Source organism: Dellaglioa sp. CoH-55-MRSF-8 (assembly GCF_056782195.1).
The window spans coordinates 1-389 of the sequence record NZ_JBXAYH010000095.1; the positions used below are offsets into that span (position 1 = coordinate 1).

1 protein-coding gene is annotated in these 389 nt (G+C 57.1%); it reads left to right on the forward strand.

Going from position 1 to position 389, the window contains the following annotated elements:
- Nucleotides 1-299, forward strand: a 299-nt coding sequence (locus AC1RPW_RS08060) for a hypothetical protein (protein ID WP_481769453.1), incomplete at its 5' end; no start/stop codon positions are given.
- Nucleotides 300-389 lie beyond the last annotated feature (90 nt).

A 389-nucleotide genomic window follows, 5' to 3' on the forward strand; every position in this document is an offset into this window, starting at 1 on the left:
GTGCGAAATTCGGAACCGTGGTCAAGATCGATGAGGCACGCAAGGTCCACGTTAAGATCGACGGCCTGAAGGCGGTCAGGGAATGCAACGGCACCGGTCTCGAAGTGGTGGCCGACGCCGCGCCCGCGTCCAAGAAAAAGCTGGTAACGCTACGTCTGGTCAACGGCCTGAAGAACCACACGCTCCTGATCGAAGACGGGATAACGGCTCAGGAGTTGGAACTCACCGCCTCCGATGTTCTGCAATTGATTCGCGGTTCCGAGATGATGGTACCGCGTGACGTAACGAGCTTGACGTAGATGGCCACGTCCTGTACCATGCGTACAATCACATCAAGCAAGGAGAAGTTCATGAGCCGTAAATTCACGACGCGTCCGGTACTCCCGCGC